At 71.1% G+C, this 25550-nt stretch carries 24 protein-coding genes; 15 read left to right on the forward strand and 9 right to left on the reverse strand.

The window, feature by feature from the left end; all coding sequences use genetic code 11:
- Positions 1 to 222: 222 nt before the first annotated feature.
- Positions 223 to 1608, forward strand: coding sequence for an L-serine ammonia-lyase (locus ABIC47_RS00450; RefSeq protein ID WP_354476315.1), 1386 nt, complete (start codon positions 223 to 225; stop codon positions 1606 to 1608).
- Between the two features lie 79 nt (positions 1609 to 1687).
- The gene (locus ABIC47_RS00455) at positions 1688 to 2176 is read left to right on the forward strand and encodes a glutathione peroxidase (protein WP_020077153.1); all 489 of its coding nucleotides are present in this window, start codon (positions 1688 to 1690) and stop codon (positions 2174 to 2176) included.
- Between the two features lie 21 nt (positions 2177 to 2197).
- Here the strand turns inward: ABIC47_RS00455 and ABIC47_RS00460 are convergent, their stop codons facing one another.
- Positions 2198 to 2488, reverse strand: a complete 291-nt coding sequence (locus tag ABIC47_RS00460) for a hypothetical protein (protein ID WP_354476317.1) — start codon at positions 2486 to 2488, stop codon at positions 2198 to 2200.
- A 112-nt stretch (positions 2489 to 2600) separates the two neighbouring features.
- Between ABIC47_RS00460 and ABIC47_RS00465 the strand changes: the two genes are divergently transcribed.
- Positions 2601 to 3032 (forward strand): TraR/DksA family transcriptional regulator, encoded by a 432-nt coding sequence (locus ABIC47_RS00465; RefSeq protein WP_018191652.1) that lies wholly within the window; start codon positions 2601 to 2603, stop codon positions 3030 to 3032.
- Positions 3033 to 3049: 17 nt separating this feature from the next.
- On the opposite strand, the gene ABIC47_RS00470 is transcribed toward ABIC47_RS00465, so the two are convergent.
- Positions 3050 to 6001 carry a helix-turn-helix transcriptional regulator gene (locus ABIC47_RS00470; RefSeq protein ID WP_354476319.1) on the reverse strand — a complete coding sequence of 984 codons (2952 nt, stop codon included), beginning with the start codon at positions 5999 to 6001 and terminating at the stop codon, positions 3050 to 3052.
- An 85-nt stretch (positions 6002 to 6086) separates the two neighbouring features.
- Positions 6087 to 6326: a hypothetical protein gene (locus tag ABIC47_RS00475; protein WP_354476321.1), complete on the reverse strand. Its 240-nt coding sequence runs from the start codon at positions 6324 to 6326 to the stop codon at positions 6087 to 6089.
- Positions 6327 to 6467: 141 nt separating this feature from the next.
- Here ABIC47_RS00475 and ABIC47_RS00480 point away from each other — a divergent pair, with 141 nt between their 5' ends.
- Positions 6468 to 7070: an NADPH-dependent FMN reductase gene (locus ABIC47_RS00480; RefSeq protein WP_018191655.1), complete on the forward strand. Its 603-nt coding sequence runs from the start codon at positions 6468 to 6470 to the stop codon at positions 7068 to 7070.
- A complete protein-coding gene (locus tag ABIC47_RS00485; RefSeq protein ID WP_354476324.1) occupies positions 7067 to 7489 on the forward strand; it encodes a WapI family immunity protein in 423 nt (140 codons plus the stop codon). The genes ABIC47_RS00480 and ABIC47_RS00485 overlap by 4 nt, the downstream gene beginning before the upstream one ends.
- 24 nt (positions 7490 to 7513) lie before the next feature.
- Here the strand turns inward: ABIC47_RS00485 and ABIC47_RS00490 are convergent, their stop codons facing one another.
- Positions 7514 to 8545 (reverse strand): aldo/keto reductase, encoded by a 1032-nt coding sequence (locus tag ABIC47_RS00490; RefSeq protein WP_354476326.1) that lies wholly within the window; start codon positions 8543 to 8545, stop codon positions 7514 to 7516.
- 267 nt (positions 8546 to 8812) lie between these two features.
- Here ABIC47_RS00490 and ABIC47_RS00495 point away from each other — a divergent pair, with 267 nt between their 5' ends.
- From ABIC47_RS00495 to ABIC47_RS00505, 3 genes are all read left to right on the forward strand, one after another.
- Complete coding sequence (locus ABIC47_RS00495) at positions 8813 to 9493, forward strand: hypothetical protein (RefSeq protein ID WP_354476328.1); 681 nt, start codon at positions 8813 to 8815, stop codon at positions 9491 to 9493.
- 2 nt (positions 9494 to 9495) lie between these two features.
- A complete protein-coding gene (locus tag ABIC47_RS00500) occupies positions 9496 to 9795 on the forward strand; it encodes a hypothetical protein (protein WP_354476330.1) in 300 nt (99 codons plus the stop codon).
- Positions 9796 to 9880: 85 nt separating this feature from the next.
- Complete coding sequence (locus ABIC47_RS00505) at positions 9881 to 10381, forward strand: metallophosphoesterase family protein (RefSeq protein WP_354476332.1); 501 nt, start codon at positions 9881 to 9883, stop codon at positions 10379 to 10381.
- An 88-nt stretch (positions 10382 to 10469) separates the two neighbouring features.
- Here ABIC47_RS00505 and ABIC47_RS00510 read toward each other — a convergent pair whose 3' ends face one another.
- Complete coding sequence (locus ABIC47_RS00510; RefSeq protein WP_354476334.1) at positions 10470 to 11999, reverse strand: DUF7059 domain-containing protein; 1530 nt, start codon at positions 11997 to 11999, stop codon at positions 10470 to 10472.
- Between the two features lie 31 nt (positions 12000 to 12030).
- Here ABIC47_RS00510 and ABIC47_RS00515 point away from each other — a divergent pair, with 31 nt between their 5' ends.
- The 5 genes from ABIC47_RS00515 (at position 12031) to ABIC47_RS00535 (ending at position 16115) form a co-directional block, all read left to right on the forward strand.
- Positions 12031 to 12306: an acylphosphatase gene (locus ABIC47_RS00515; RefSeq protein WP_354476336.1), complete on the forward strand. Its 276-nt coding sequence runs from the start codon at positions 12031 to 12033 to the stop codon at positions 12304 to 12306.
- A 125-nt stretch (positions 12307 to 12431) separates the two neighbouring features.
- Entirely contained in the window at positions 12432 to 13325 is an 894-nt protein-coding gene (locus tag ABIC47_RS00520; protein WP_354476338.1) for an aminodeoxychorismate lyase, read from the forward strand.
- Between the two features lie 143 nt (positions 13326 to 13468).
- Positions 13469 to 13804 carry a hypothetical protein gene (locus tag ABIC47_RS00525; protein ID WP_018191664.1) on the forward strand — a complete coding sequence of 112 codons (336 nt, stop codon included), beginning with the start codon at positions 13469 to 13471 and terminating at the stop codon, positions 13802 to 13804.
- Between the two features lie 13 nt (positions 13805 to 13817).
- Complete coding sequence (locus ABIC47_RS00530; protein ID WP_354476340.1) at positions 13818 to 14429, forward strand: dihydrofolate reductase family protein; 612 nt, start codon at positions 13818 to 13820, stop codon at positions 14427 to 14429.
- Positions 14430 to 14537: 108 nt separating this feature from the next.
- Positions 14538 to 16115, forward strand: coding sequence for an FAD-binding oxidoreductase (locus ABIC47_RS00535; RefSeq protein ID WP_354476342.1), 1578 nt, complete (start codon positions 14538 to 14540; stop codon positions 16113 to 16115).
- A gap of 38 nt (positions 16116 to 16153) precedes the next feature.
- On the opposite strand, the gene ABIC47_RS00540 is transcribed toward ABIC47_RS00535, so the two are convergent.
- The 4 genes from ABIC47_RS00540 to ABIC47_RS00555 all read right to left on the reverse strand — a co-directional run bounded on the left by ABIC47_RS00540 (position 16154) and on the right by ABIC47_RS00555 (position 21039).
- Positions 16154 to 18031 carry a thioredoxin domain-containing protein gene (locus tag ABIC47_RS00540; protein ID WP_354476344.1) on the reverse strand — a complete coding sequence of 626 codons (1878 nt, stop codon included), beginning with the start codon at positions 18029 to 18031 and terminating at the stop codon, positions 16154 to 16156.
- A 72-nt stretch (positions 18032 to 18103) separates the two neighbouring features.
- The gene (locus tag ABIC47_RS00545; RefSeq protein ID WP_354476346.1) at positions 18104 to 18514 is read right to left on the reverse strand and encodes a hypothetical protein; all 411 of its coding nucleotides are present in this window, start codon (positions 18512 to 18514) and stop codon (positions 18104 to 18106) included.
- Positions 18515 to 18572: 58 nt separating this feature from the next.
- Positions 18573 to 19406, reverse strand: coding sequence for an aldo/keto reductase (locus ABIC47_RS00550; RefSeq protein ID WP_354476348.1), 834 nt, complete (start codon positions 19404 to 19406; stop codon positions 18573 to 18575).
- A 31-nt stretch (positions 19407 to 19437) separates the two neighbouring features.
- On the reverse strand, positions 19438 to 21039 hold the full coding sequence (locus tag ABIC47_RS00555; protein ID WP_354476350.1) for a long-chain-fatty-acid--CoA ligase: 1602 nt from the start codon (positions 21037 to 21039) through the stop codon (positions 19438 to 19440).
- Positions 21040 to 21170: 131 nt separating this feature from the next.
- Here ABIC47_RS00555 and ABIC47_RS00560 point away from each other — a divergent pair, with 131 nt between their 5' ends.
- Together ABIC47_RS00560 and hrpA are read left to right on the forward strand one after the other, a co-directional pair.
- Positions 21171 to 21602, forward strand: coding sequence for a YbjN domain-containing protein (locus ABIC47_RS00560; RefSeq protein WP_354476352.1), 432 nt, complete (start codon positions 21171 to 21173; stop codon positions 21600 to 21602).
- A 36-nt stretch (positions 21603 to 21638) separates the two neighbouring features.
- Complete coding sequence (hrpA, locus tag ABIC47_RS00565) at positions 21639 to 25520, forward strand: ATP-dependent RNA helicase HrpA (protein WP_354476354.1); 3882 nt, start codon at positions 21639 to 21641, stop codon at positions 25518 to 25520.
- Positions 25521 to 25550: the final 30 nt, after the last annotated feature.

Here is a 25550-nt window from a genome sequence, read left to right on the forward strand (position 1 = left end):
CCGTCAGCCACGATTTGCGCCAAATCTCGCTTCTGACCGCTCGAAAACCGCGATTTGCGCCAAATCTCGGTTAACGCCGCCCGAAAACCGCGATTTGGGGCAAATCGTGAGCCGCGGCGCGATCGACCACGGCGCGCGGTCGCCCCGGCTCGCGCACGGATCGTGCGCGGATGCGCGCGGGGACGCCGGAAAGTGACGCGTAGGGCGACATAGACTGGAGAAGTGACAGCGTACGTCTCGGCCTTCGACCTGTTCTCGATCGGCATCGGCCCGTCGAGTTCGCACACCGTCGGACCCCTCCGAGCGGCCGCCGCGTTCGCCTCCCGGCTCGACGATGCAGGGATGCTCGACCGCGTCGACCAGGTCACCTGCGCCCTGTACGGCTCGCTCGGCTCCACCGGCATCGGCCACGGGACACCGGACGCGGTCATCGCCGGACTCCGCGGGCTGCAGCCCGAGACCTGCCGCCCGGAAGACGTCCGCGGCGCCTGGGCGGATCTCACGCCCGGCGCGACGCTCCAGCTCGCCGGCCGCCGCAGCATCCCGCTGTCGAAGGACGACATCGCCTTCGAACCGCGTACGCGCCTTCCCGGCCACCCCAACGCTCTGACGCTCCGCGCCTGGGGCCGCGACGAGAACGGAGAGCGGTCGCCGCTCCCCCTGCTGGAGGAGACCTACTACTCCATCGGCGGCGGATTCATCCGCCGCGACGGCGAGGAGGCCGATCTCGCGGCACGCAAGGCGCATCCGCTCCCCTACGACACCGCCGAGGAGCTGATCGCGATCTGCGACCGGGAGTCGATCCCGATCTGCGAGGTCGCCCGCCGCAACGAGGTCGCACTGCACGGGGAGGACGCCACGCGCGAACGCCTCGACCTCATCTGGGAGGCCATGGCCGAGTGCGTCGCCCGCGGACTCTCCGGCGACGGGACGCTGCCCGGCGGCCTGGGCGTCTGGCGCCGCGCCGCGAAGATGCGCCAGCACCTGGAGTCCGTCCAGGACGACCCGGGCCGCGCCACCGCTCTCGAGTGGCTGCACGCGTTCGCGCTCGCGGTCAACGAGGAGAACGCGTCGGGCGGCCGGGTGGTCACCGCGCCGACGAACGGCGCGGCCGGCATCGTCCCGGCCGTCGCCCACTACTACCTGCGGTTCGTGCCCGGCGCCTCCGCCGAGGGCATCCGGCAGTACCTGCTCACCGCGACGGCGATCGGCTCGCTGTTCAAGGCCAACGCCTCCATCTCGGGAGCCGAGGGAGGCTGCCAGGCGGAAGTCGGATCGGCGTGCGCCATGGCGGCCGGGGCCCTCTGCGCGGTGCTCGGCGGAACCCCGCGCCAGGTGGAGAACGCCGCCGAGATCGCGATGGAGCACCACCTCGGCCTCACGTGCGACCCGGTCGGCGGCCTCGTCCAGATCCCGTGCATCGAGCGCAATGCGATCGCCTCCTCGACGGCCGTGTCGGCCGCCCGCCTCGCCCTGCACGGCGACGGCTCGCACCTCGTGTCGCTCGACACCGTGATCGAGACCATGCGGCAGACCGGTCTCGACATGTCGACCAAGTACAAGGAGACCAGCGAGGGCGGCCTGGCGGTCAACGTCATCGAGTGCTGAGGATGCGGTGGCGCTGGATGCGGCGCGCCGAATCGCAGACTCAGAGCAGGTTCGAAGGCACGGGCCATACGCTGCGATCATGACCGTGATGGACATCCCCTTCCACACCATCGACGGCGAGCAGACCTCCCTCGCGGCATTCGCCGGGAAAGTCGTCCTCGTCGTCAACGTCGCCTCTCGCTGCGGGCTCGCTCCGCAGTACGAGAAGCTCGAGAAGCTGCAGGAGACCTACGGCGACCGCGGGTTCACCGTCGTCGGGTTCCCCAGCAATCAGTTCCTCCAGGAGCTGAGCTCCACCGACGCCATCAAGGAGTACTGCTCCACCACCTGGGGCGTCACGTTCCCGATGATGGAGAAGGTGCGGCTGAACGGGCGCAACGCCCACCCGCTGTACCAGGAGCTCACCAAGTCGCCCGATGCGGAGGGCAAGGCCGGGCGGGTGAAGTGGAACTTCGAGAAGTTCGTGATCACTCCCGACGGCGCCGTGCACCGCTTCCGCCCGCAGACCGAGCCGGACGACCCGGCCATCCTCGGGCTGATCGAGGAGTCACTGCCGGCCGCAGCCTGACCGGCGCACCGGCGGTCAGGCTCAGGCCCGACGGAACCAGCGGCCTCCGACGCGTTCGGTGAGCCGCCACGGACCGGTCTCCGCGACCGAGCGGAGGCCGGCGACGGTGTGCTCGGCGACCCGGAGGGCGGACTGCGGGGAGTCCTCGGTGAACCGGACGGTGATGCGCGCCTCGCCGGCCACGACATCCACGCTCGACGCCTCGACGACGGCGAGCTCGCGGGCGGCGTCTGCGGCGGCCGGTTCCACGGAGCGCGGGTCCACTCCCGGGCGAAGACGGCCGACGGCGACGATCACGCGGAAGGAGGGCACCCGCTGAGCCTACGCGCGTCGCGGAGGCGGAATCGATCGAGCAGGCGTACCCTGACTCGGTCAGAAGCACGATCGGGGGATCGGAAGGGGTGCGCTGGTGCAGGATGCGCAGATGGATGAGCGGGCACGGGCCGACGAGCCGGTGACCGCCGAATTGCGGCTGGTGTCGGACGAGGACGTCCTCACCGCCGAGGAGCGGAACGAGCTGGGCGCACTGCTGCGCGAGCGGCGGCGCGGCGACCTCGCCGAGTCGCAGCGCATGGCGGAGTCGCTGGGTGTGCTGCTCGCGTCGCGGTCGGAGTCGACCGCCGACGACGAGCACGATCCGGAGGGCCCGACGCTGTCGTCGGAGTGGAGCCGGTTGCAGGCGTTGCGGTCGGATGCCGCACACGACATCGTCGCGGTGGATGCGGCGCTGGAGCGGCTGCGGATGGGCACCTACGGCGTGTGCGCACGCTGCGGGCAGCCGATCGGCGTGGACCGCCTGCGGGCGCGTCCGACCGCCGAGCTGTGCATCCGGTGCGCGGTCGCCGTCGAGAGCTGATCGGTCGGCGCACCCGCTCAGGGCAACGGCTTCGAGGCCAGATAGACGGCCTCGGTGCGGCTGGACGCTCCGGTCTTGCGCAGGATGCTCGACACGTGCACGCTCGCGGTCTTGGCGCTGATGTAGAGGCGTTCGCCGATCTGTTTGTTGCTGAGGCCCTGCTCGATGAGGGCGAGTACCTGTTCCTCACGCTCGGTCAGCGGCTGGCCGTGCGCGGTCGCGACGGCGGCGGGGCGACCGACGGGGTGCTCGGCGAGAGCGTCGGCGACGTGGACGAGCAGCGGGATGCCGTGACCGGCTGCCGCCTGACGACCCTCGGCGACGAGCGCGTCGGCCCGCGAACGCTCCCCGGCGGCGAGGGCGACCCGTGCGCCGCGCAGTAGAGCGTACGGCCGCAGGTGAGCGGGCGCCACCGCGTCTTCCGCGGCGACGATCGCGCGTTCCCAGGCGGCGAGGGCGTCGGCGTACCGCCCGGCGCGGTCCGCGGTGTCCGAGACCGCGGCCCGCGCGGTCGCGAGTTCGGCCTCGACCAGCGGTGCCCACGCCGTCGCCGTCGGCCAGGAACGCAGGCGGTCGAGGGTGGCCTCCAGGCGCGCGGCCTCTGCCAGGACATCCAGCGCACCGTCGTCGTCGCCGGCCGCACCGGCAGTCGAGCCAGGGATGCCGTCGCCCCGGACCGCGAGCTCGGCGAGCGCCCGCGATGCGGACGCCAGCACCGGCAGGTCGTACCCCGGGAGCGAGCGGAACGGCAGTGACCCGATCCCCCGCGTCTCGGCCCACGCGCGGTCGTAGTCGCCGAGCGCGATCGCCACCTCGGCGGACACGCGCGCCAGCGACAGCCGGGTCTGCTGCTCCAGCTCGGCGAGTGCGCGGAGGGGTGTCCGCAACCGTCGGAGCAGCGCCTCCGCCCGCTGCGGCTCGCCGTGCCACACCCAGAGACGCGCTCGCTGCAGCTGGGCGGTCACGCCCGTGCGGTCGTCGAACCCGAGGGCGATGCGCAGCATCTCCTCCGCCCGCTCGTACTGTCCGAGCGCGATCAGCGGCTCGGCCGTGTTGGCCGCGAGCCAGACTCCGGAGGTGCGCTCGACCCCGCGCTCGCGCGCCTGCGCGACCCCGGACTCCGCCAACCGGACCGCCTCGGCGTACTGGCCGACCGAGTTCAGGGCGTCCGACGCGTTGACGGCATAGCGCAGCGTGGCCCCCGCGTCACCGACCGCGAGGCGTCCGGCGATCTCGAACTCGGCGAACCCCTCGTCGATGCGACCGCACTCGACGAGCGACGCCGCGAGGATGTTGTGGGCGACGGAACGCATCGAGGGGGCCGCCGCCTCGGCCTCCGCGATCGCGGCACGTGCCGTCTCGATCGCGATGTCGAAGAGCCCGGCGAGCATCCGCTGCGCCGCGAGCTCCGTCAGCAGATGCGGCCGCAGGGGGTCGCCCGGCGAGACCGCCTCCGGCGGCACGAGGGCGAGCGCCTCCTCCAGGAGCTCCGCGCTGCCCGGGCGGTTGAGGTTCGCAAGGTACTGGCCCTTGTCGCGCAGCAGCCGTGCCCGGCGGGACGGCGCCAGGTCGTCGGCTTCGGCCAACGCGGACTCCACCAGCGCGAGCGCCCGCTCGTTGTTGCCGGCGTTGCGGAGGGCCGATGCCGTGCGGGCGATCACCGACGCGCGGTCGCGCCCACTCAGGGTCTCGGCGTCCGGGATGCGATCCCAGAGCTCGAGCACACGGTCGCCCATGGCCGCGGCGGTGGCGTACGCGTAGGAGCGCTTGGCCTCCTCCATCGCCTCCAGGGAGGCGAGGAAGGCGCGCCGCACATCGTGCGCCGCGAGCCAGTGCGACGAGAGCTGCACCGCCGACCGCTGCGGACTCTGCTCGAGCGCCTCGGCGTACCGGGCGTGGAAGCGCGTGCGCTCCCCCGGCAGGAGGTCGGCGTGGATGGCCTCGCGGACCAGCGCGTGACGGAACGCGTACTCGGTGGAGTCGGCGGAGAGCAGATTGGCAACCACGGCCTCGCGGGCTCCCGCATCCAGCTCGTCGGGTGTGCCCTCGAAGACGGCCGCGAGCAGTTCGTGCGTGACGCAGACACCGCCCGCCGCCAGCACGCGCAGCAGGCGCTGCGCCGGGTCGCTCAGCCTCTCGAACCGGGCGAGCACCAGCTCGCGGAGGGTCTCGGGGAGGTCGTCGCCGGACTGCAGGCCGTCGATGCACACCAGCTCCTCGACGAAGAACGGCACGCCCTCGCTCAGCTCGGTGACCCGGGCGAGGGAGGGATCGTCGGGCATGCGCCCGAGAAGCTCCGCCACCAGCTCGGCGACCTGCTCCGGGCCCAGGCGGGAGAGCTCCCAGCGCGTCACGCGCCGGGTGCGCTCCAGCTCCGGCAGCCATGACCGCAGGACGTGGCCGCGCGGCACCTCGTCGCTGCGGTAGGTGAGGACGACCAGGAGGCGCCCTCCCTCGGCCATCCGCACGATGAACCGGAGCAGCTCGAGCGTCGAGCGGTCGGCCCACTGCACGTCTTCGATCGCCAGGATGACGGGCCGATCGCCGGAGATCTTCTCCAGCAACACCGTCACGAGCTCGTAGAGCCGCTCGGCGCCGGTGCGCGGAGGCACCGCCGACTCGTCGGCGAGTTCGGGCAGCAGAGCCGACAGCACCCCAGCCCCTGAGCCCGTCGCATCGAGCACACGCTCGAGCCCGACCGTCTGGATGAGGCGGCGCAGCACGGCGGCGAATGGCGCGTATGGCGCGGCGTCGTCGCCCAGATCGACGCAACGGCCGAGCAGCACGGTGGCCGTCGACTCCTGGGCCGACAGGAACTCCTCCAGCAGCCGGGTCTTGCCGATGCCCGCCTCGCCGCCGATCACGACGGCCTGCGGCTCCCCCTCCTGAGCGTCGCGGAGCGCGTCGCGCAGCGCCACCAGATCGGACTCCCGTCCGATCAATGTGGGGCTCGACGCCGGTGCTCGCATGACATCATCGTGCCACCGACCACCGACATCCGTGGCCACCGCGAACGTGGGTCTGCGGACGGCAGACAGCCGCCCGGCGCCGCCCTCAGCGGGCGACGTCGGCCAGCTCCCTGCGCTCCTCGCTCAGGCCCTCCGCCGCGGGCGCCGGCACCGGCACGACCGCAGCCGCGCCGACGGCCGCCGACCGCGCACTCGTGCGCCCCCGGCGCTCCGACCGCAGCCACCGGCCCCGCTCGTCGGCGCGGCGCGCCTGCTCGCGCTGCCGCTCCTCGCGCGCCGTCTCGCCGGCCCGTACCCGGAAGTCCACGAACTCCTCGATCATCATGATCCGATCCCCTCTTCTTCGTGAGTCTCAGACTTCTCGCTAAGGCCCCCCGCAGACATCGGGAAGATGCCCTATTCCTCACCCCGGCGGCACGAGACCGACGCATAAGGGGGCTTCACTCCGCCGACCGCGGGGAGCAGCATGGCGGACATGGCGACGATCAACGAACTCCAACCTCCGTACAAAGTCGGCTACTTCGTAGGCAGCCTGTCCACGAGCTCCGTCAACCGCACGCTCTCCCGCGCCCTGCTCCGGCTGGCTCCGTCCGACCTCGTGTTCACCGAGATCCCCATCGGCGAGCTGCCCCTCTACAACCGCGACTTCGACGGCGACTTCCCGCCGGTCGCCCGCGAGTTCAAGGCGCTCATCGCCGAGCAGGATGCGCTCCTCTTCATCACGCCGGAGTACAACAGGTCCATCCCGGGCGCGCTGAAGAACGCGATCGACTGGGCCAGCCGCCCCTACGGCGAGAACGTCATCGCGCGCAAGGCGACCGCCGTCATCGGGGCGTCGCCCGGGCAGATCGGGACGGCCGTCGCGCAGCAGCAGCTGCGCAGCGTCCTCAGCTTCCTCCAGGCGCCGCAGATGAACGCACCGGAGGCCTACATCTGGATGCGCCCCGGCCTCATCGAGGAGGACGGCACCGTCACCGATCCAGGGACGGAGGAGTTCCTCCGCGGCTTCATGAACGCGTTCTTCGAGTACATCGAGCGCGTGCTGACGGTGGTGCCGAGCGCATCGTGAGACTGCAGGACGAGGGCGGCGACCGCAGCGTCGAGCTGCGGCCGGCCGCCTACGACTCGGCGAGCGACCGCGTGGTCGTCGACGCGGTCGTGGAGGACGGCGCCCGGCGCTGGACGCTGACCGACGCCTGCCTGACCGACGACGAGGCGAGAGACTTGGCGGCATGGCTCGCCGGCATCGCCGACGACACCACGGCCGCCGCCGACGAGTGGACATCGCTCACGTTCGCCTCCACCGTGATCTCGCTCAGCGGCCACCGCATCCCGGGCGGGACGGTCGAACTGCGGATGGCGGTGCTGCGCATGGCGGCGGCCGGCGGCGGCACCGCGGATGTCGTGGTCGGTCTGCGTGCGCCGCAGGCGGCGGTCAGCGCCGCCGCCCACGACCTCCTCCTGGAGCTCGACGGCCTCCGCCGCTAGGGCCGGCGGGACCCCCGGCCCGGGTCAGCGGCCGCCCTCGCGCTTCCGGTGACGCTGCTGGATCGCCTGCTCGCCGTACGGGTAGATGTCGGTGCGCGGCGTGCTCGCCTCGTCGAGGCGTGCCCGCTGCTCGTCGGTCAGCTTCAGGTCGGCCGCGCCGAGGTTGTCCTCCAGCTGCTCGACCGTCCGGGCGCCGAGGATGACGGATGTGACCGCCGGGCGATCGCTCAGCCAGGCCAGCGACACCTGCGAGGCGGATGCTCCGGTCTCGCTCGCGACCGCATCCACCGCGTCGATGATCTCCCACGTCCGCGGGTCGGCGTTGCGGGCCTCCCACGCCTCCATGCCGCGGGTCGGGTTCTCGCCGAGGCGCGTCGCGCCCGTCGGCGGCTCGTCACGACGGTACTTGCCGCTCAGCCAGCCGCCCGCGAGCGGCGACCACGGCAGGAGGCCGATGTTCGCATCCAGAGCAGCCGGCACCACCTCGTGCTCGATGCCCCGCACGATCAGGCTGTACTGCGGCTGCAGGGTGACCGGCGCGGCCCACCCGTTCGCACGGGCGACCTGCGCCGCCTTCGTCAGCTGCCAGCCGAGGTAGTTCGAGAAGCCGTAGTACGAGATCTTGCCCGCGGTGACGGCGTCGTCGAGGAACCGCAGGGTCTCCTCGATCGGCGTCAGCGCATCCCACGCGTGCATCTGGTACAGGTCGATGTGGTCGACGCCGAGCCGCCGCAGGGAGGCGTCGAGCGCGGTGCGGAGGTGGGTGCGCGAGAGGCCGAGGTCGTTGGGGCCGCCGCCCATCGGGAACCGGCCCTTCGTCGCGATCACCACCCCGTCGCGGCGACCCGGGTTGCGGGCCAGCCACCGGCCGATGATCGACTCCGAGGCGCCTGTCGTGTACACGTCCGCCGTGTCGATGAAGTTGCCGCCCGCGTCGAGGTAGCGCTCCAGGATGGCGTGCGAGGTCTGCTCGTCCGCCTCCGCTCCGAAGGTCATCGTGCCGAGGGCGAACTCCGACACGATCGTTCCGCTGTTTCCGAGGTTGCGTAGATCCATAGCGCGAAACTAGTCCCGTCCCGGCGGTTTGCGTACTGTGTGCCATCGTGAGGTTTCGCGCCTCCGTGTCCTGGTGCGGCCTCACGCGGCCTCCGGGCGTCATCACCCTCCCCTCGGCGCACGTGGCGTCACGATCCGAGCGATGCGTCGTCTTCCTGGGTAACGGGGTCACTCCCTGTACGGTCGCGAACCGCACCGCCCTTCCGAACGTCGGGTGAGGGACACGAGGATCGCGCGTTCACAGACGAACGGAAATTGCAGATTCAGATGAACCGACTGACGAAGATGGCGACGGCAAGCGGCGTTGCGCTGGGCCTGATCCTGGGGACCGGAATCACCGCGGCTCATGCGGAGGAGGCACCCGACTCGGCTGAGGCGGTGTTCGAGGAGTTTGTCGACACCCTGAAAGTCGACGCCAAGACCGATGCTGCGCTGACCGAGCGGTTCGATGACCTGCCGCCAGCCGAGCAGGAGGGGGTCGCGGACGCGATCGAGGAGAATCCGCTGTCTGTGATGGTATTCGACGCCGGTGCGCCGACGCTGACCTCGGGAACCGGAACCTCTGCACAGCCGGCGCTGGCACGCAATTCCGCCCGCGGGCTCCACATCCTGACGTCCGCGGCCGCGCCTCGGTATACGGCAACCTACCCGGTGAACGCGAGCCTGTTCGGGATCACGACTGGCACGTTCACCATGCGCTATGTCTTCGAGGCGACGTCGACCAACGTCACCCGGAACCTGGAGTGCACGGGCTGGTTCACCGGGGCGGCCGGAGTCTGGAACATCGGGACCAGCCAAAGCAACTACGTCTCCGGCGGTCAGGGCGCATGCACGGTCAAGTACACCATGTCGCTTGCCTTCAAGGGATCCTTCTTCACCGCCAACAAGCAGCAGCAGCTTGTCTACAAGGGCACAAGGCTCACCAGCGCGAGCCTGAAGAACATCTAGTCATGACCACACCCACTGTCACCCGAACCCACTCTCTCGTGACCGACCGGCGGCTGCTGATCGCTTCTGTAGTGGTGGGTCTTCTGGCCCCGATCGTGTGGCCCGCTCTCGTCGCCGCAGTCGTCCTCCTGGTGTGGGCCGTGGTGCGATTGGCCCGCCAGCGGCCGCGCTCGGTGGCGATGCTCACCACCGCGATCGCCCTGCTCAGCCTGTCAATCGTCGCCGCGGTGGCACTGGGGGTGGCAACCGCTGCAACCTTCGATGACACGGGGGACGGGAAGGTGACCCTGGTCCCGGGGTGAGCGGCCCGCCGCAGCCGTTCCGTGTTGCGCGGATCCATAGCGCGAAACTAGCCCCGTCCCGGCGGTTTGCGTACTGTGTGCCATCGTGAAGCTGCTCTTGATCTCCGACACGCACGTCCCGAAACGCGCTCGCGCCCTGCCCGCTCAGGTGCTGGCGGCGGTGGATGCGGCCGATGTCGTCATCCATGCCGGGGACTGGGTGGATGCGGCGACGCTCGACCTGCTGGAGCAGCACGCACGGCGGCTCGTCGGCGTCTGGGGCAACAACGACGGACCCGAGCTGCGGCGCCGACTGCCGGAGGTCGCGCACGTGGAGCTGGGCGGGCTGCGGTTCGCGGTCGTGCACGAGACCGGCCCGGCGACCGGCCGCGAAATGCGGGCGGAACGCGACCACCCCGATGCGGACGTGTTGGTGTTCGGGCACTCGCACATCCCGTGGGACACGGTGTCGCCACGCGGGCTCCGCCTCCTCAACCCCGGCTCGCCGACGGATCGGCGACGGCAGCCGGTCTGCACCTACCTGACGCTGGACGTCGCGGACGGGCGGATCGCCGACGTCACGCTGGTGCCGGTCGAACGCGGCTGACGCTCCCTGGGGCGCAACTCGCCGTTATGCGCGCCCCATAACGGCGTGTTGCGACCCCGGGATGCCGCCCCGGGGAGGCGCCAGCGCGTCACGCGCGCAGGAAGCCGTCGACGAGCATGCCCCGCACGGCGGGCAGGAGGTCAGCGAGCAGCGCGTCGTCATCGACCTCCAGCAGCTGCGCCAGCGCCGCAGCGATCGCCGCGACGGACAGCTCGCCGTCGCACGCGCCGACCAGCGCCGCGAGTCCGGTGTCGGCCGACACCGTCCGCCCGAACCCTCCACCCTGCCGGAGCAGGATCGCCGTCGGCGCGTCGGCGCCCGGCCACAGGTGCCGCTCCTCCGTCACGTCGCCGGCGACCACCGGCCGCAATCGGCCGAGCTCGTCGTCCGTCAGTGCGGCCTGCAGATCATGCGCTGCCAGCGCCTCGCCCAGGTGCACGCCGAGCCCTGCCTCGTTGGCGCCGAGCGAACCGTGCAGCCTCTCGAACCGGCGCAGCGTCGGCACGCCCGCCGACCGACGGAGCAGCAGGTACCCGAACCCGACCGAGCGCACCTCGCGGGCCTCGAAGTCGTCGAGCCACGCGCCGAGCAGCCGCTCGAACTCCGGAGTGCCCGGGCGGGTGCCGCCGTCGCGAATCCACGTCTCCGAGTAACGCACCGCGTCCTCGACGTCACGCTCGATGACCCAGGCGTCGAGCGGGACGGGGGACGCATCCACCCAGTCGCGCACACGCTGGAGACCGTCGCCGGGGCCGCGATACTCCCAGTTGCCGAGCAGCTGCGCGACCCCGCCGGGCTGGAGGTGCTCGCCGCATCCGCTCACGAAGGAGGCCACCAGGCCGTCGCCGACCATGCCGCCGTCGCGGTACTCGTACGCGGGGACACCCTCCACCCGCGGCGTGATGACGAACGGCGGATTGGACACGATGTGGTCGAAACGCTCGCCGGCGACCGGCTCGAACATGCTCCCGAGCCGCAGCTCGACGCCGTCGATCTCGTTGAGCGCGAGGTTCAGGGCCGCCAGGCGGAGGGCGCGCGGCGAGATGTCGGTCGCGACGACCCGGCGGGCGTGGCGTGCGGCGTGCATCGCCTGGATGCCGCATCCCGTCCCGAGGTCGAGCGCGCTGTCGACGGGGGTCTGCAGCATCAGCCCGCTGAGGGTGAGGGATGCGCCGCCGACGCCGAGTACATGGTCCTCGGGCAACGCGTGGCCGAGGGCGAGCTCGCCGAGGTCGGAGACGATCCACCACTCGGCCGGGCCCGCCGCATCCACGAAGCCGTAGGGCCGGAGGTCGACCGCCGACGCGACCGTGTCGCCGTCGACCGTGACGAGTTCGAGCGCGAGGGCACCGTCGACCCCGAGCTCGGGGAGGGCTGCGGCGACCTCGTCGCGCGGGACCGGTCGGCCGAGCACGAACAGCCGGGCGAGCGTTGCCAGCGCCGACGGACCGCGGCGTCGCAGCGCCCGCTCCGCCGGGACGCGCTGCCCGCGGTGCAGGGCATCCGCCGCCTCCTCGCCCCAGAGATCGGTCAGCGCGTCGACCGTGAGGCCGGCGCGGATCAGGTCGGACCGGAGGTCGGGGATGCGTTCGGCGGCCGGGACGGCGGGTGCGCTCATCCTTCCATTGAAGCAGGGGCAGAATGGGGCTGTGATCCGCAAGAGAGCGATCGTGTCCGGGGGCGTACAGGGCGTCGGGTTCCGCTGGAGTGCGCGGGAGGCCGCGCAGCGCCTCGGCGTGACCGGATGGGCGCGCAACCGCCTCGACGGAACGGTCGAGGCCGAGATCGAGGGCACGCCGGAGCAGGTCGACGGGATGCTCGACTGGCTGCGCACCGGGCCGCCCGGCGCATCCGTCTCGAACGTCGCCGTGTCCGACCTCCCCCTCGCCCACGACGACGCCTTCCGCATCCACGAAACCCACTGACCCCCCACCGTCGAGTCCGCAAACTTTGCACGTGACACGCCTCGGCGGTGTGCAAAGTTCGCGGACTCGACGGTGGGCGGAGGCGCGGGAGGGACGGACGGAGAGGCGCGGGGCAGAATGGGGGCATGACGCGCGCGACACTGCTGACCATCACCACGCCGACCGGGACTCCGGAGGCCGGCGACCCCGGGTTCGTGGTGTCCGACTTCGACGCGCCGCAGGTGCGCGTCACCGATCTGTCCGTCACCCGCGGCGACGGCGTCTTCGAGACGATCGCCGTCATCGACGGCCACCCGCAGGCGCTCGAACCGCACCTCGCGCGACTGGCGCACTCCGCCGCGCTGCTCGACCTCCCGGCTCCGGCGCTCGACGTCTGGCGGGAAGCCGTTCGCGCAGGCGTCGCCGACTACCTGACCCGCAACGGCGACCGGGATGCGGAGCTCTACGCCAAGCTCATCTACAGCCGCGGGATCGAGGGCTCGGGCGTCCCGAGCGGCTGGCTGTTCGTGGATCTGGGCGAGGACTTCTCGCGGGCCCGCCTCGGCATCCGGGTGGTCACCCTCGATCGCGGGTACCGCCACGACGTCGCCGAGACGTCGCCCTGGCTGCTCGCCGGCGCGAAGACGCTGTCGTACGCGATCAACCGCGCCGCGCAGCGCGAGGCGGTCCGCCGCGGGGCCGATGACGTGCTCTTCGTCAGCAGCGACGGCTACGCACTCGAGGGCCCCACCTCGAACGTCGTGACCCTCACCGACGGCGTCGTCCGCACGCCGAACACCGACCAGGGCATCCTCGCCGGGACCACGCAGGCGGCCGTCTTCGACTTCTTCGGGAGCCGCGGTCTGCGGACGGAGTTCGCTCCCCTGACCCTCGACGACGTGACCGCCGCCGACGCCCTCTGGCTGGTGTCGAGCGTCCGCCAAGCGGCGCCCGTCACGCACCTGGACGAGCGCGAGTACCCGGTGGATGCGGCCCTCACCGCTGAGCTGAACGCCTACCTCCTCGCTCGCACCGAGTGACATCGCGCGACACGTAGACCCTTCGTTGCACCCCGATTGGCGTGGTGTCGCCGGCACCGCCTAGGCTGTTCCCACTGCGCGGGCGATGGGGCCGGCGCGGCGGGCGAACGACCCGTCCACGACCCGGGGAAGGAGGGTGCGAGATGACCGAACCGGTGCCGCGCAGCATCGAGCTGCTCCGCCAGCAGGCGCGCGACGAGCTGTCCGCGATCATCGAGCACCGCTGCCGTGCCGGGGAAGATCCGTGGCAGTTCATCCCCGATCTGCCGAGTGTCGACGAGCAGGTCGTCATCGGCCTCCGCGCCACCGCGATCGAGGCGTTCGACCTCGCCGACGAGCAGTCCCGCGCACACCATCCCTCGGCTGGCCGCGATGTGTTCGCCCGCTTCGAGTACGGGGTGCTGCGCCGGATCGCCCTGGAGCATCCCGAACTCAGCGAAGCGGTCTGGGGGATGCTCGACAAGGTCGAGCGCGCCTGACTACTCTTCCCGCATGGGAATCGTCACCGCCGACATCGCCATCTCGCTCGACGGCTTCGCGGCCGGCCCCGACCAGTCGCTGGAGCAGCCTCTGGGCGGTGGAGCGGCCAACCGCCTGCACGCGTGGATGTTCGAGTACGCCGACGCGCACGCGGAGGAGATCGACGCCATCACCGCGGCGGGCGCCTACGTGATGGGACGCAAGATGTTCGGCCCCGTGCGGAACGAGTGGCCCGCCCCGGACGAGCCGCTCGGCGACTGGATCGGGTGGTGGGGCGAGGAGCCGCCGTATCACGCGCCGGTGTTCGTGCTCACGCACTACGCCCGCGACCCGCTGGAGCTGACCGGGACCACGTTCCGGTTCGTCACCGACGGCATCCACTCGGCGGTCGAGCAGGCGCGAGAGATCGCCGGGGATGCGGACGTCGCCATCGCCGGCGGCGCCGAGACCCTCAATCAGGCGCTGTGGGCGGGGATCGTCGACGAGCTGCGGCTGCACATCGCTCCCGTCACCCTCGGCGCGGGCGAGCGCGTCTTCGACCGTGTGCCCTCACTCGAGTTGGAGCTGCTGCGCGAGCGGGTGACCCCGGAGGTCGCGCACCTCACCTATCGCGTGCGTCGCTGAGAGGGTGCCCACCGGGCGATGCCGCTCGCACCCATCCGGGTCTAAACGCCCGATCCGGTCATGTTCGCGCGTCCGTCTCCGTCGGTTAAGGCGAGGGATGGAGTCGACATGGACCGGAGAACACTGCTCCGCACCGGATTCGGTGCGGCGATCGGCGCGGGGCTGGGCCTCTCGCCCACGACGATGGCGCACTCGGTGCCGGAGGCGGCGGCCTTCGGTGGTGACGGCCCCGATCTCGAGGAGCTCCGTCGTGCCCTCTCCCGGCCCGACTACCTGCTGATCCCCGGCCAGCCGCGGTACGAGCAGCTCGCGCCTCCGTTCAACCGCCAGTTCGCCTCCGTCCGCCCGTTGGCGATCGTCACGCCGCGCAGTCCTGCCGACATCGCGGCGTGCGTCCGCTGGGCCGTGCGCAACGGCGTGCCGATCACGCCGCGCAGCGGGCTCGGCCACAACTACGCCGGGTTCTCGACCACCGGCGGTCTGTTGCTGGTGCTCTCGCTGATGACGGATGTGGTCTGGCAGGATGACGCCCACGCGTCCGCGCCGGTCGTCGGCTACTCGACGGGCGCGATGACGAAGAAAGCGGGGACCCTGCTGGTGGAGGCCGGTGTCACCAACGGCATGCTGCATCCCCTGCTGGAACGGGGCAACATCGTCCTCCCGACCGGTCGATGCAGCAGTGTCGGGGTCGCCGGGCTCGTGCTCGGCGGAGGCATCGGATTCAGCGACAAGATGGCGGGGCTCACCTGCGACCGGCTGGTGGAGACCCGGCTGATCGGGGCCGACGGCGAGTGGATCACGTGCAGCGAGAAGGAGAACGCCGACCTCTTCTGGGCGGTGCGCGGTGGAGCGGGCGACAACTTCGGCATCCATTTCGATTTCACCCTCGACTACGACAAATACCACGGGACGGTCGCCTTCTACCGCTTCAGCTGGAGCATCGACACGGCGGTGGATGCAGCGGTCGCGCTCCAGCGCGCGTGCGCCGACGCCTTCCGCGACCCACGGCTGCACATGCGCATCGGCCTGGGAACGTCCGGCACGTCAGCCCAACAGGTTCGCGCCAACGCTTCGGTGACGGCCATCGGGCAGTTCTATGGCAGCGCCCGTGAGTTGCGCGATCTGCTCGCCTCCGCGCTGCGCCTCGGCACGCCGTCGGAGCAGGCGGCCAACGCGGCGAGCATCCGCGACGTCACCCTGGCCGAGGCGAGCGAACTGCTCAACGAGGATGTCGCGCCCGCTCCGTTCACGGGAGCATCGGCCGTGCTGACCGAGCCGCTTCCCGGCGAACGGATAGCCGCCGTCCGCGACCACCTGCTGACCTGGCCGGGCAGTTCCAACCCGGACGGCGTCGACATCGCCCTCTTCGCGCTGGGCGGCGCCGTGAACGACGTCGCCGCGGAAGCGACGGCATACGTCCACCGCGATGCCCTGTTCATCGCGCAGTTCAACGTCAACTGGTCGGAGCGCGATCCAGCGTCGAGTCTGCGGGTGCACCGGGAGTGGCTGGACGGCCTGACCGCCCTCGTTCCGTCGACGCGCGCCTACCAGAACTTCCCGGACCCGTATCTGCGAGATCCGCAGCAGGCCTATTACGGGCGCAACTACGCACGGCTGCGAGCGGTCAAGTCCGCCTACGACCCGAACGGCGTCTTCGGGTACGCCCAGGGCATCGCACCGCAATGACCCCGTCCGGTCGGAGGTTCCCGGTTGTGCGCCGGCTGCTACAACGCCGCCGCGTCCGTCACGGGCAGCCGGCAGACGAAGTCGCGGCAGAGATACGCGGTCGGCAGGCCGTCGCGAGTGACGCGCCCCTCGAACAGCTCGAACCCGTCCGCGGCCAGGTCGACCGCATCCTGTTCGGTCACCAGTGCGATCAGCGGTGCCGGATGCCGCCGCGCGGCCTGCACGAGCCCTCTCGAATCCGCGCCCACCGATCCTGCGCCGACGCCCGCACCGCCCGTCTCCGGCCGCACCACGACGAGCTGCTCCGGCTCCTCCCCCAGGCGGGACATCAGCGTGAGCGACGCCCCGAAGCCGCTCGGCACCTGCGGCGCCTGCGCGGCGACCATCCGCATCGCCTCCCGTGCAGCCCGCTCGTACTTCCGCTCCCCCGACAGCAGGTAGAGCGTGTGCGCCGCCGCGGCGGTCGCGCTCAGGCCCGAGGGATACGCTCCCTCGCTGGGGTCGACGCGCACGGCCAGCCCGGTCGCGGCCAGCACCGGGTCGCCTCCGCCCGGGGTCTCGAACGGGCACGTCCCCTCGCCTGCCGCATCCAGGCACAGGTCCACCAGGTCGCGCGCCGCCGCCGCGTAGCGCGCTCCGCCGCCGGCGAGCGCCAGCTCCAGCAGGCCGCCGGCGAGCCCGCCGTAGTCCTCGAGGGTCGCCTCCGCGTCGCTGGCCCGGCCGCCGAGGGAGGCACGGAGCAGCAGCCCGTCCGGCCGCCGGTGGCGGGTCAGCAGCATGTGGGCCGCCTCCCCCGCCGCGGCGATCCAGGCCGGTCTGTCGAGGATGCGACCGGCTCGCGCGAGGGCGCCGATCGCGAAGCCGTTCCACCCGGTCAGCACCTTGCCGTCAACGGCCGGCGGTTCCAGACTGGCGCGCTCCTCCGGCGGGACCGTGTAGTAGGTGCCCTCGACCCGCGCGCCGTCGATGACGCTCTCGGAGTCCTGCGCCGAGGCGAAGCCTCCGGCCGGTCGCCGCAGCACCGCCAGCAGGAACGCGGCGACCCCGTCGGCCGTCCGCTCCGCCCAGGCGGCGCCGCCCTGCTGCCACGCGGTGGCGTACGCGTCGAGCAGCAGCGCATTGTCGTAGAGCATCCGTTCGTAGTGCGGGTCGCTCCAGTCGCGGCGGGTGGCGTACCGGAAGAAGCCGCCGTCGACCGGGTCGCGGAGTGGGGAGGCGGCCATGCGCTCCAGGGTCCGGTGCCCCAGCTCGCGCCCGGACGGCCGGGCGAGCAGAAAGCCCAGGACCGGCGCGACGGGGAACTTCGGCGCCGTCCCGAAGCCGCCGTACTGCGGGTCCTCCGCCTGCGCGAGCCGCTCGATAGCCGCGTCCAGGGCTCGGTCGTCGGGCAGGTCGGCGACCGCCGTCGCGGCTGCGGCCGCAGCGGTCATCGCCTCGCCGACCCGCGCGGCGTCCGACTCCACGGCGTCCCGGCGGTTCATCCACGCGTCGGCGACGGCGTCGAGCACCTGACGGAACGACGCGCGGCCGCCGATCGGCTCGGGCGGGAAGTAGGTCCCCGCGAAGAACGCGCGGCCTTCCGGGGTGGCGAACACCGTCAGCGGCCAGCCCAGGTTGTCAGTGAAGGCGCTCGCGGCGGAGAGGTAGGCCGCATCCACCTCGGGATGCTCCTCCCGGTCGACCTTGATCGCCACGTACCGCGCGTTCAGTTCGCCGGCGGCGATCGGATCGCTGAAGCTCTCGCGTGCCATGACGTGGCACCAGTGGCAGGTCGCGTATCCGATGGAGATCAGCACGGGCACATCCCGCCGCCGCGCCTCCGCGAACGCCTCGGCGCCCCACGGGAACCAGTCGACCGGGTTGGACGCGTGAGCGCGCAGGTAGGGGCTGACCGCGTCCGCGAGCCGATTCACCATGGGCTCACCCTACGACCCGGGCGCGGGAACGGAAGCCCTCGACGCCGCCAGGCCGGAGCCGTACGGATGCGGTCAGGCCGGCCGATCCATCCCGTGCAGCCGCACCGACGAGTTGAGGTAGAACGCGGCGAGCACCGCGTAGGTCAGGCAGGAGACGGCCGGGATGAAGGCCCCCTCCGGGCGGCTGGCCAGCGCGCCGACGCCGGAGATGAACGCCAGGATCACCAGCGCTCCGCCGATCCAGAATCCGGCCGCCGGCCGCGCGGTCGCGCGCCACCAGGGCCGCGGGTCGGTGCGGTTCTCGCCGGCGCCGCGGAAGCAGCGCACCCCGACGATGACGTACGCCACGTTCAAGGCGGCGACGATCAGCACGTCGAGCGTGGCGTTGACGAGGTTCGCGATGATGAACCCGTTCACCAGCAGGATGAACGCGAAGACGCCGACGATGTAGGCGATCTTCCCCGTGACCGACGTGATCCTCACCCGTCGAGCCTAGCCGGGAGCGCCGACACGGATGGGCCGCACGCTCCCGGCCGGTCGATCAGTTGACCTCGTCCGGGTGCGCGCTGACGCGTCCCTCGCGCTCGAGCGAGCTGATCGCGGCGACCTCGTCGGAGCTCAGCTCGAAGTCGAACACGTCGAAGTTCTCGGCCATGCGCTCTCGGCGGTTCGACTTCGGGAAGACGATGTTCCCGGTCTGCAGGTGCCAGCGGATGACGACCTGCGCCGGCGTCTTGCCGTGCGCCTCGGCGGCCTGCGACACCTCGGGCGTCTCGAACAGCGGGTACTTGCCCTGGCCGAGCGGACCCCACGCCTCGATCGCGATGCCGTGCTCGCGGGAGAAGGCGGTCACCTCCGGCTGCTGGTGCGCCGGGTGCAGCTCGATCTGGTTGACGGCCGGGACCACGTCCGTGTTGGCGAGCAGCTTCTCCAGGTGCGGTACCAGGAAGTTGGACACGCCGATCGCCTTCGCGCGGCCCGACGCGTAGATCTTCTCGAGCGACTTCCACGCCTGCACGAAGGTGTCCTTCTGCGGCGTCGGCCAGTGAATGAGGTACAGGTCGACGTAGTCGAGCCCGAGCTTGCCGAGCGACTCGTCGAAGGCTGCCTCCGCGTCGGTCTGGCGGTCGTTCCACAGCTTGGTGGTGACGAAGAGCTCGTCGCGCGGGATGCCGGAGGACGCGATCGCCTGGCCGACGCCCTCCTCGTTGCCGTAGATGGCGGCGGTGTCGATGTGGCGGTAGCCGACCTCGAGGGCGTCGGTCACGATCCGGGTGGTCTCATCCGGATCGACCTTGAATACGCCGAAGCCGAGCTGCGGGATGGTCGTCCCATTGTTCAGGGTCAGGAGCGGAGTATTTGCGTTTGCAACCATATCCGCCACGGTACCAGGATGCCGGCGGCTGTCATCCCACCGGCCGCGACTCCTCCTCCGCCTCGCCGACGACGATCCCCTCCCCCTCGAACCGCGCTACCAGCTCGCGCTTCAGCACTTTGCCGCTCGGCCCGAGCGGCAGCGCGTCGAGGATCTCCACGCGCCGCGGATATTTGTACGCCGCCACCCGCTCGCGCGCGAACACGAGCAGCTCGTCGACCTCCACCTCGCCGCCGGGCATCAGCGTCACCGCCGCCATGATCTCCTGCCCGTGCGTCTCGTGCGTCACCCCGAAAACGGCCACCATAGCGACAGCCGGATGCGCGGACAGCACCTCCTCGACCTCGCGCGGGTACACGTTGTAGCCGTTGCGGACGATCATGTCCTTCTTGCGATCGACGATGGTGATGTAGTCGTCCTCGCTCTTCCTGCCGAGGTCGCCGGTGCGGAACCAGCCGTCGACGACCGCCTCTGCATTCGCCTCCGGGAGGTTGAGGTACCCCTTCATCAGGTTGTGGCCGCGCACCACGATCTCGCCGAGCTCACCGCGCGGGAGCAGCTGGATGCGGTCATCCACCTCCGCGTCGGCGATCTCCACATCCACACCCCAGATGGGCGTTCCGACCGTGCCCACCCGGGTCGGCCGGCCGCGGTGGTTGAAGGAGGCGACCGGCGACGTCTCGGTGAGGCCGTAGCCTTCGTGCACGTCGATGCCGTACACCTCCTTCATGCGCTCGATCACGGCGACGGGGATGGCCGCGCCGCCGCTCATCCCGTAGCGGAGCGGCGGACGGTCGGGGTTGGCCTTCGCTGCCTCCAACAGCGCGATGTACATCGTCGGGACGCCGGTCGTGACGGTGCAGGCGTGCTGGTTCATCAGCTGCAGGGCGGTGGCGCCGTCGAACTTCGGCACGAGCACGACGGCCGCTCCCGCCCGGAATCCCATGTTCATCACGCAGGTCTGCCCGAACGTGTGGAACAGCGGCAGGCAGCCGAGGATGCGATCCTCCGGCTCCAGGTCGAGCGTGCCGGAGAGCAGCACGTTCACCTGCTCGACCAGCGAGAAGTGGCATCCCTCCGCGCCCTTGGGCTTGCCGGTCGTCCCGCTCGTGTAGAGGATCGTCGCGGTGTCGAACGGGTCGCGCGGCACGTACGTGTCGACGGGTTCGGCGTCGGCCGCGAGCTCCTCCAGGCGCGGGAACGGCGCCTGTTCGTACATCTCGTCCGGCACCAGCACCGACACGATCGGGACAGCGGCGAGCGCGGCCCCACGCGCCCCCTCCGCCAGCAGCGGCGCGGCGCAGATCAGCAGCGACGCCCCGGAGTCGCGCAGCACGTACGCGATCTCGTCGGCCTTGAGCAGCGCGTGCACCGGCACGACGACCGCACCGAGGGCGAGGACGGCGTAGTACGACCGCGGGAAGTCGGGCACGTTCGGCAGCATCAGCGCCACCTTGTCGCCCGGCCCGACACCGAGCCCTTTCAGCGCTCCGGCGTAGGCGCGGGTCTGATCCCACAGCTCGCTGTAGCGGATCTCCTGCCCCGCGAAGATCAGGGCGACGTTATCGGGCATCCGATGCGCCGTCTCCGCCAGGATGCTCGCGACAGACATGGTCGCATAGCCGTGACTCATGGGTTCTCCTCGTCTCCATTGACGCCGGACCCGTTCCGGGTGTGATGCGAACCTACGTCAGCGGCGGGCGCGGGGCAACGCCCGGGCGGGGTGGGGCGATAAGGTGGCCGACGTTCTCCAGAGAGGAATCCATGCGCGTCTTCCGCCGCCAGCCTGCCCTTGCACCGCTCACGACGGGACGGATAGCCGCGTGGCTGGCCACGCGTGACTACGAATCGGTTCCTATGGAGGACGGCTACCGGGTGAATTGGGAGGACAACTCCATCGCGTTCTACCGCGACGGGCCCGAACGCTATGTCCTCACGGTGCGCGGCATCTACGACCGCACGTTTCCGTCTGACATGAGGACGGACCTCGTGCTGCTGATCGACGACTACCACCGCTGGAGACCGTGGCCGAAGGCGTTCGTGGTGCCCGACGACTCGGGGTCGATCCGGGTGCAGGCCACCGTGTCGGTGTTCCTCGAACACGGAGTCAGCGATGATCAGCTGGCCGAGTTCCTCGATCTCGGCCTGGACACCATCGTGTCGTTCTTCGTCCACCTCCGAGAGCAGGAGATGTGAGGCCACCGCGCGCCACGCCGGTAGACTGGAGGGCTCATGTCTTCGACCGCGACCCTCCCCCGCATCGTCTTCCCGCCCGAGCTGCCGGTCAGCCGGAAGCGGGAGGACATCGCGCGCGCCATCCGCGACAACCAGGTCGTCATCGTCGCCGGCGCGACCGGGTCGGGCAAGACCACACAGCTGCCGAAGATCGCGCTGGAGCTCGGCCGCACCAGCATCGGTCACACGCAGCCCCGGCGCCTCGCCGCCCGCACCATCGCGGAGCGGATCGCGGAGGAGCTGGGCCAGTCCGTCGGCGAGCTGGTCGGCTACCAGGTCCGCTTCACCGACAAGGTGTCCAAGGCGACCAAGATCAAATTGATGACCGACGGCATCCTGCTCAACGAGCTGCGCCGCGACCGCATGCTGCGGGCGTACGACACGATCATCATCGACGAGGCGCACGAGCGCAGTCTCAACATCGACTTCCTGCTGGGGTACCTCAAGCAGCTGCTGCCGCAGCGTCCCGACCTCAAGCTCATCATCACGTCGGCGACCATCGACCCGGAGAGCTTCGCGCAGCACTTCGCCTCCGCGAACGGCACGCCGGCGCCGATCGTCGAGGTCTCCGGTCGCACCTATCCGGTCGAGATCCGCTACCGTCCGCTGGTCGCCGAAGCGCTGGACGAGGACGACGACGATCCGGACCCGGTGCCGTCGGCCGACCGCGACTACCTTCAGGGCATCAACGACGCGCTCGACGAGCTGGCGCGTGAGGCCGCAGGCGACGTGCTCGTCTTCCTCTCCGGCGAGAACGAGATCCGGGATGCGGCCGACGCGATCCGTGGCCGCAATCTACCCGGAACCGAGGTTCTGCCGCTCTACGGCCGCCTCTCCTCCGCCGAGCAGCACCGCGTCTTCCAGCCGTCGACGCTCCCCGGCGTCCGGCGCCGCGTCGTCCTCGCCACGAACGTCGCCGAGACCAGCCTCACCGTCCCCGGCATCAAGTACGTGGTGGATGCGGGCACGGCCCGGATCAGCCGGTACAGCACGCGGGCGAAGGTGCAGCGGCTCCCGATCGAGGCGATCTCGCAGGCGAGCGCCAACCAGCGGTCGGGCCGCTCCGGCCGCACCAGCGACGGCATCGCCATCCGGCTGTACTCCGAGGAGGACTTCGCCAAGCGGCCCGAATTCACCGAGCCCGAGATCCTCCGCACCAACCTCGCCGCGGTGATCCTGCAGATGATCTCGCTCGGCCTCGGCGACATCGCGGCATTCCCGTTCCTCACGCCGCCCGACTCGCGCGGCATCAAGGACGGCCTCGACCTGCTCACCGAGCTCGGCGCGATCGCGACGGCGAAGGAGGGCACGAAGCTCACGCCGGTGGGACGTCAGCTCGCACAGCTCCCGATCGACCCGCGGTTCGCCCGCATGGTCGTCGAGTCGAAACGCCACGGCACCTCGCGCGAGGTGATGGCCATCGTCGCCGGACTCACCATCCAGGACCCGCGCGAGCGTCCCGTCGAGCGCCGCGGCAGCGCCGACGAGAAGCACGCCCGGTTCGCCGACCCGACCAGCGACTTCCTCACCCTCCTCAACCTTTGGAACTACCTCGAAGAGCAGCAGAAGGAGCTCTCGTCCAGCGCCTTCCGGCGGCTCTGCAAGGCCGATTTCCTGAACTTCCTGCGGGTCCGCGAGTGGCAGGACGTCTACCGCCAGCTGCGGCAGCTCGCCAAGCCGCTCGGGCTGACCATCGGCGAGCCGTCCGTGAACCCCGACGGCATCCACCGCTCGCTGCTCGCCGGGCTGCTCTCGCACATCGGGCTGAAGGATGTGCGCGAGAGCGGTCCTGCGCCGAAGGGTGCGGGCAAGGCCCCGCGCAGCAGGCAGGCCGAGTATCTCGGCGCCCGCCAGACCCGGTTCGTGATCTTCCCCGGATCCACCCTGGCCAAGAAGCAGCCGAACGCGGTGATGAGCGCCGAGCTGGTGGAGACATCCCGGCTGTTCGCGCGGATGAATGCGGCCATCGACCCGGCGTGGGCCGAGCCCATCGCGGGAGACCTCTGCAAGCGCCAGTACAGCGAGCCGCACTGGGAGAAGAACCAGGGGTCCGTCGTCGCCCACGAGCGCGTGACGCTGTTCGGCGTCCCGATCATCCCGCGCCGGCGCGTGCAGTATGCGCGGATCGACCGGGAGCTGTCACGCGAGCTCTTCATCCGGCACGCCCTCGTCGACGGCGAATGGGACTCGCACCAGGCGTTCGACCGCGCCAACAAGAAGCTCCGAGCGGAGTTGCGCGAGCTGGAGGAGCGCACCCGGCGCCGCGACATCCTCAACGACGACGAGGCGGTCTTCGAGTTCTACGACAAGCGCATCCCCGCCGACGTGGTGTCCACCCGCTCGTTCGAGGGCTGGTGGAAGAAGGCAAGGCAGGAGACGCCCGACCTCCTCACGATGACGCCGGAGGCGCTGCTCGACGAGGAGGCGGCCGAGGTCGACGAGGACGCCTTCCCGCCGGTCTGGCGCCAGGGCGACCAGCAGCTGACCCTGCGGTACCGGTTCGAGCCGGGCGCGGAGGACGACGGGGTGACCGTGCAGGTGCCGCTCCCGCTGCTCGCCGGGCTGCTCCCCGACGGCTTCGACTGGCAGGTGCCCGGGCTCCGCCACGAACTCGTGACCGCGCTCATCAAGTCGCTGCCGAAGGCGATCCGGCGGCAGGTGGTCCCGGCCGCCGACTGGGCGCAGCGGCTGCTCGGCGAGCTGTCCGGAACAGCCGGGATGCGCGCCCACGAGGGTGAGCGGCCCGCGGCCTCCCTCGCCGACACGCTCGCGGCGACGATCTCGCGGCTGACCGGATCCCGCGTCAGCGGCTCGGACTTCGACCTCGACCGCCTCCCCGCGCACCTCCGGCCGACCTTCCAGGTCGTCGGAGAGCGCGGACGCACGCTCGCCAGCGGGAAGGACCTCGGCGCGCTGCAGGAGCGGCTGCGATCGCGGGCCCGCGACTCGGTCGCCGCCGTCGCGGAGGCGCGAACGCCCAACGCGATCGAACGGACCGGGCTGACGACCTGGGATCTCGACGAGCTCCCCCGCTTCGTCGACTCCACGCACACCGGGCCGGGCGGCACGAAGAACGTGATCCGCGCCTACCCGGCACTCGTCGACGACGGCGACTCCGTCAGCATCCGCCTGATGGGAACGCCCGCCGAGCAGGCCCGGGCGATGCCGGGCGGTGTGCGGCGACTGCTGCTCGCCAGCATCCCCTCGCCCGTCGCCTACGTGCAGCAGCACCTCACGGCCAACGAGAAGCTCACGCTCGCGGCGAGCCCCTACCCCAACACCAAGGCGCTGTTCGACGACTGCCTGCTCGCCGTGATCGACTCGGTGCTGTACCGGATGAAGCCCGACGGCCAGGTGTTCATGCGCGCCGAATTCGAGGCGGTGCGGGATCGGGTGTCCGGCATCGTGATGGACTCGATGTTCGAGACGGTCGCGCTCGTCACCCGCATCCTCACCGCCGCCCGCACAGCCGAGAAGGCGATCGCGGGCGTGACGGCGCTGACCTACCTGGCGGCGCTGAACGACGCGAAGGGGCAGCTCTCCGGACTGGTCTGGGCCGGGAAGGGCGTCGGATTCGTGTCGGCGACCGGGCTCGAGCAGCTGCGGCATCTGCCGCGGTACCTCGCCGGGATCACGCAGCGCATGCAGGCGCTGCCCACGAACCCCGGCCGCGACCGGGCCTGGCAGACGCAGGTGGAGACGGCGGTCGCGCTGTACACGGACGCGGGAGGCCGCATCCCGCTCGCGCCCGGTTCGCCGCCGTCGCTGGTGCACGCGCGGTGGATGCTGGAGGAGTTCCGCGTCTCGCTCTTCGCCCAGTCGCTCGGCACCGCCGAGACCGTCTCCCTGCAGCGCATCCGCAAAGTCCTCGCCTCCTGACCCTCGCGCCTCCCACCGTCGAGTCCGCAA

The sequence above is a fragment of the Leifsonia sp. 563 genome (assembly GCF_040545055.1).
In the GTDB taxonomy this organism is placed as follows: domain Bacteria; phylum Actinomycetota; class Actinomycetes; order Actinomycetales; family Microbacteriaceae; genus Leifsonia.

Excerpts from the sequence above, each read along its gene's own strand:
- ABIC47_RS00455 (WP_020077153.1), top strand. The coding sequence starts at position 1,688 with ATGACCGTGATGGACATCCCCTTCCACACCATCGACGGCGAGCAGACC.
- ABIC47_RS00465 (WP_018191652.1), top strand. The coding sequence starts at position 2,601 with ATGGATGAGCGGGCACGGGCCGACGAGCCGGTGACCGCCGAATTGCGG.
- ABIC47_RS00470 (WP_354476319.1), bottom strand. The coding sequence starts at position 6,001 with ATGCGAGCACCGGCGTCGAGCCCCACATTGATCGGACGGGAGTCCGAT.
- ABIC47_RS00475 (WP_354476321.1), bottom strand. The coding sequence starts at position 6,326 with ATGATGATCGAGGAGTTCGTGGACTTCCGGGTACGGGCCGGCGAGACG.
- ABIC47_RS00480 (WP_018191655.1), top strand. The coding sequence starts at position 6,468 with ATGGCGGACATGGCGACGATCAACGAACTCCAACCTCCGTACAAAGTC.
- ABIC47_RS00490 (WP_354476326.1), bottom strand. The coding sequence starts at position 8,545 with ATGGATCTACGCAACCTCGGAAACAGCGGAACGATCGTGTCGGAGTTC.
- ABIC47_RS00495 (WP_354476328.1), top strand. The coding sequence starts at position 8,813 with ATGAACCGACTGACGAAGATGGCGACGGCAAGCGGCGTTGCGCTGGGC.
- ABIC47_RS00500 (WP_354476330.1), top strand. The coding sequence starts at position 9,496 with ATGACCACACCCACTGTCACCCGAACCCACTCTCTCGTGACCGACCGG.
- ABIC47_RS00510 (WP_354476334.1), bottom strand. The coding sequence starts at position 11,999 with ATGAGCGCACCCGCCGTCCCGGCCGCCGAACGCATCCCCGACCTCCGG.
- ABIC47_RS00520 (WP_354476338.1), top strand. The coding sequence starts at position 12,432 with ATGACGCGCGCGACACTGCTGACCATCACCACGCCGACCGGGACTCCG.
- ABIC47_RS00525 (WP_018191664.1), top strand. The coding sequence starts at position 13,469 with ATGACCGAACCGGTGCCGCGCAGCATCGAGCTGCTCCGCCAGCAGGCG.
- ABIC47_RS00530 (WP_354476340.1), top strand. The coding sequence starts at position 13,818 with ATGGGAATCGTCACCGCCGACATCGCCATCTCGCTCGACGGCTTCGCG.
- ABIC47_RS00535 (WP_354476342.1), top strand. The coding sequence starts at position 14,538 with ATGGACCGGAGAACACTGCTCCGCACCGGATTCGGTGCGGCGATCGGC.
- ABIC47_RS00540 (WP_354476344.1), bottom strand. The coding sequence starts at position 18,031 with ATGGTGAATCGGCTCGCGGACGCGGTCAGCCCCTACCTGCGCGCTCAC.
- ABIC47_RS00550 (WP_354476348.1), bottom strand. The coding sequence starts at position 19,406 with ATGGTTGCAAACGCAAATACTCCGCTCCTGACCCTGAACAATGGGACG.
- ABIC47_RS00555 (WP_354476350.1), bottom strand. The coding sequence starts at position 21,039 with ATGAGTCACGGCTATGCGACCATGTCTGTCGCGAGCATCCTGGCGGAG.
- ABIC47_RS00560 (WP_354476352.1), top strand. The coding sequence starts at position 21,171 with ATGCGCGTCTTCCGCCGCCAGCCTGCCCTTGCACCGCTCACGACGGGA.
- hrpA (WP_354476354.1), top strand. The coding sequence starts at position 21,639 with ATGTCTTCGACCGCGACCCTCCCCCGCATCGTCTTCCCGCCCGAGCTG.